Here is a 4,430-nt window from a genome sequence, read left to right on the forward strand (position 1 = left end):
GGCACCAACACACCCCGCTCACCCGAACCCAACACATCCACCCGAGCCAACGTGACGTCCGGATCGGAGGCCATCGCCTCGAGCACCCGGGTGACCCGGCCTGCTATCGCGTCGACGGTGGCCCTGTCGACCAGGTCGGGTCGGTAGTGAAACGTCATGCGCAGCTGCGTGTCCACCGAGAAGGCGACGCTCAGCGGATAATGTGTGGCGTCGACGCCGCGCACGTCGACCACCCGGATGCCGGCGAGGTCGGTGTTCTCGGTCAGGCCTCCCCGGTCGATCGGGTACGACTCGAAGACGGTTGCCGTGTCGAACCCGATGTCGGGGCCGGCTGCTCGCTGGATGTCGGCGAGACCGAGGTGGTGGTGGTCGAGGAGGGCTGCCTGTTCCGCTTGTGTCCGGTCGAGCAGTCGGCCCAGCGTTTCCCGGGGGTTCAGTGTGATGCGTGTGGGCACGGTGTTGACGAACAACCCGATCATCGATTCGACGCCGGTCAGGTGCGGCGACCGCCCGGACACGGTGCTTCCGAACGTCACGTCGTGACGGGACGTCGCCGCGCCGAGCACGATGCCCCACGCCACCTGCGTCACCGTGTTCAGTGTCGTGTTGCGGGTACGAGCGAGGGTGGTGAGGCCGGCGGTCAAATCCTCGGACACGGTGAACAGGGCGCTCTCGGGAGGAGCCGACAACGGCCGTCCCCGTGCGTCCGGCAGCAGCAGTGTCGGACCGTCGACGCCGGCGAGCGCGGTCACCCACGCCGCTCGTGATTCCGCAGGCTGCCGGCGGTGCAGCCACGACAGGAAGTCTCGGTAGGGCCGGGGTCGCGGCAACGCAGACCCATCGTCTCCGGCCACATAGAGCGCGAGCAGTTCGCGGATCGCCAGCGGCATCGACCATCCGTCGAGGAGGGTGTGGTGATTGGTCCACACGAGCCGCGATTCGTGGCTGCCAGTGGTCACGAGCAGGAACCGCACCAGTGGGGCCCGGGACGTGTCGAACGGCACGGCCCGATCGGCGGTGAGCACCCGGTCCAGTTCGGCGGTGCGCGCGACCTCGGGCACGTCCGTGAGGTCGATTTCGCGGAACGGCAGGTCGACGGCCGCGGGAACCACCTGGACGAAGGTTCCGTCTCGGGCGGGGACGAACGCCACCCGCAGATTCGCGTGCCGCTCCAGCAATGCCTTTGCGGCGCGGCGCATCCGGGCCGGGTCGACGGCCCCCTGCAGGTGCAGTTCCACCTGCACCGTGTACGCGTCGATCGACGGTTTCGCGAGCAGGGCGTGGAACAGCAACCCGGCCTGCAGGGGTGCGGGCGGCCACACGTCGGTGAGCGCGCCGAAGCACCCCTGCCACGTGTCGAGGTCGCTCTGGGTCACGTCGACGAGGGGAACGTCCGACGGTGTGAGTCCGCCTGCGTCCCCATCCCGAGCGTGGGACACCAATGCGGACACCGCTTCCCGCCACCGTTCTGCCAGCCTGTCCACCTCGGCGTGCGCGAGCAGGGTGTCCGGGAAACCGAACCCGACCCGGAGTCGTCCGCCGATCACGATCGCGTTGACCTCGACGGCGGCAGACGCCGGCATGTCGGGGTCCGGGACGTACCGCAGGTCGCCGAACCCGTCGGCGGGACTCCAGCCGACCGCGGTGTCGTGATCGGCCGAATCCGGAACCTGGCCGAGATAGTTGAAGCTGATCTGCCCGGGTTCTGCTCTCGGCAGACTGCCGGCCGTGTCCGGGTTCAGGTAGCGGAGCAGTCCGTAACCGATCCCCATGTCGGGCACTGCCCGGAGGTGTTCTTTCACGCGTTTCACGGCGCTGCCCATGTCGTGGCCGCCGGCCAGCGCGTCGTCGAGGTCGATGCCCTGGAGATCGACGCGGACAGGGAAGACCGTCGTGAACCAGCCGACGGTGCGGGACAGGTCGGCGCCCGGCACCACCTGCTGCTCCCGGCCGTGCCCTTCCAGCCGGATCAGCATCGACGTTCCCGGGATCCCCCGCTCGGCTCGCCACCTCGACGACGCCACCACCAGCGCCGTCAGCAGGACGTCGAGGACACCCCCGTGATACAGCTCCGGCAGGCGGGTGAGCAGAACGGACGTGTCGTCGGGGGAGGTCTCGACACTCACGTCTTGCAGCGCGGTCGCGAGGTCCCGGCCGGGGTCGAGGGGGCGTTCGGTGATCGGCGGGTCGGGTCCGTCGACGACGTTCTGCCACCACACCAGTTCGGCGGCTCGCTCGCTCCGGACAGCTTCGTCGGCCAGCGCGTGCGCCCATCGGCGCATCGACGTCGCCGGTTCCGGGAGGGACGGCACGCTCCCCGTGCTGACCTGGTACCAGGCGGCGGCGAAGTCGGGCAGCAGAATCCGCCACGACACCCCGTCGACCGCGAGGTGGTGCGCGACCACGATCACCCGTCCCGTCCGGGCCGGGGCCGCGGCGGCGGGCTCCGGGTCGAGCCACACGAACTGGACGACCACTCCGTCGGACGGGCACAATCTCTCCACGGCCGCTTGGTGTTCGGTCGCGATCAGCTCTGCCAGCATGCCGGGATCGGTCGCCGGGTCGCAGGCGATACGCCGGACCAGTGTGTCGGTGTCGATCTCGGTCGCGGCACGAGTCTCCATCTGCCACTGCCCGTTCGCGTCCTGGTAGAGCCGCGACCGCAGCATGTCGTGTCGTGCGAGCACCGCCGTGATCGTCGCGAGGAGCCGGTCCGGGTCGATGCCCTCCGGGAGGTCGAGCAGCACACTCTGGCTGAACCGCTCGAAGTGCCCGCCGCGCTCGATCAGGTACCGGATTACCGGCGTCGGCGGGAACGTGCCGATTCCGCCGCCCGCGAGTTCGGCGAGGGCAACTGTGGTCTCACCGTCCGCGATCTCCGATTCCGCCGCGAGCGCTGCCACGGTCCGGTGCTCGAACACCTGCTGCGGCGTGAACACCAATCCGCGTGCCTTGGAGCGGGATACGAGACGGATCGACAGGATGCTGTCGCCGCCCAGCGCGAAGAACGACTCGTCCAACCCGACCTGGTCGAGCCCCAGCACCTCGGCGAACACCGACGCCAGCGTGTGCTCCGCCACTGTCCGGGGCGCGCGGTGTGGCCCACGCGCAACGACGGGAGCTGGGAGTGCGGCACGATCCAACTTCCCACTCGCCGTCACCGGCAACTCCCCCAACACCACCACCACCGACGGCACCACACCCCCCGGCAACACCGACCCCGCAAACTCCACCACCACACCCGGATCCACCCGCACCCCCACCTCCGGCACCACATACCCCACCAACCGACCACCCTCACCCACCACCACCACCGCAGCCGCCACCCCCGGACACCGCCCCAACACCGACTCCACCTCCCCCAACTCCACCCGCTGCCCCCGCACCTTCACCTGAAAATCAGCCCGCCCCACAAACACCAAAGACCCCAACCCATCCCACCGCACCAAATCCCCCGTCCGATACAACCGCGAACCCACACCCCCGAACGGATCCGCCACAAACGACCCCGCCGTCAACCCCGCCCGCCCCAAATACCCCCGCGCCAACCCCGCACCCCCCACATACAACTCCCCCACCACACCCACCGGCACCGGCCGCAACCACCCATCCAGCACCACCACCTCCACCCCCACCGCCGGACCACCCACCGTCACCACACCCCCCGCCACCAACGCATCACTCACCGTCGCCTGAACCGTCACCTCCGTCGGCCCATACGCATCGAACAACTCCCGCCCCGGCGCCCACCGCGCCACCAACTCCGGCCCCAACACCTCCCCCGCCACCACCAACACCCGCACCGACCCCAACGCCCCCTCCTCCACCGTCGCCAACACCGACGGCGTCACAAAACAATGCGTCACCCCATTGACCGCCAACCACTGCCCCAACGCCGCACCCCCGAACACCCCCGGCGGCGCCACCACCAACCGCGCCCCCACCGAAAACGCCATCAACCACTCGTACACCGACGCATCAAAACTCGGCGACGCCACATGCGACACCCGACACCCCGACCACAAACCAAACCGAACCCGCACCTCCTCAACCAAATTCGCCAACCCCCCATGCGTCACCACCACCCCCTTCGGACGCCCCGTCGACCCCGACGTATACATCACATACGCCGCACACCCACCCACCAACCGCCCCGTCCGCTCCCCATCCGACACCACACCCCCCGACACCCCCGCCACCACCGACACATCATCAACCCGCAACCACTCCACCACCGACGGCAACACCACCCCCGACACCGACAACCCCACCACCGCACCCGAATCCACCAACAACTCCCGCACCCGCACCTCCGGCAACCCCGGATCCACCGGCACGAACGCCGCCCCCGACTTCACCACCGCCCACACCGCCACCACCAACTCCACCGACCGCGGCACCGCCACCCCCACCACCAACTCCGGACCCAC

1 protein-coding gene is annotated in these 4,430 nt (G+C 69.3%); it reads right to left on the reverse strand.

Translation table 11 applies throughout. From position 1 onward, the window contains the following. Nucleotides 1-4,430: amino acid adenylation domain-containing protein (locus tag ACNJ7E_RS15140; RefSeq protein ID WP_418340284.1), on the reverse strand; the 4,430-nt coding region annotated here is incomplete at its 3' end.

The organism is Rhodococcus mengyinensis, from assembly GCF_048381435.1.
Taxonomy (GTDB): Bacteria; Actinomycetota; Actinomycetes; order Mycobacteriales; family Mycobacteriaceae; genus Rhodococcus_F; species Rhodococcus_F opacus_D.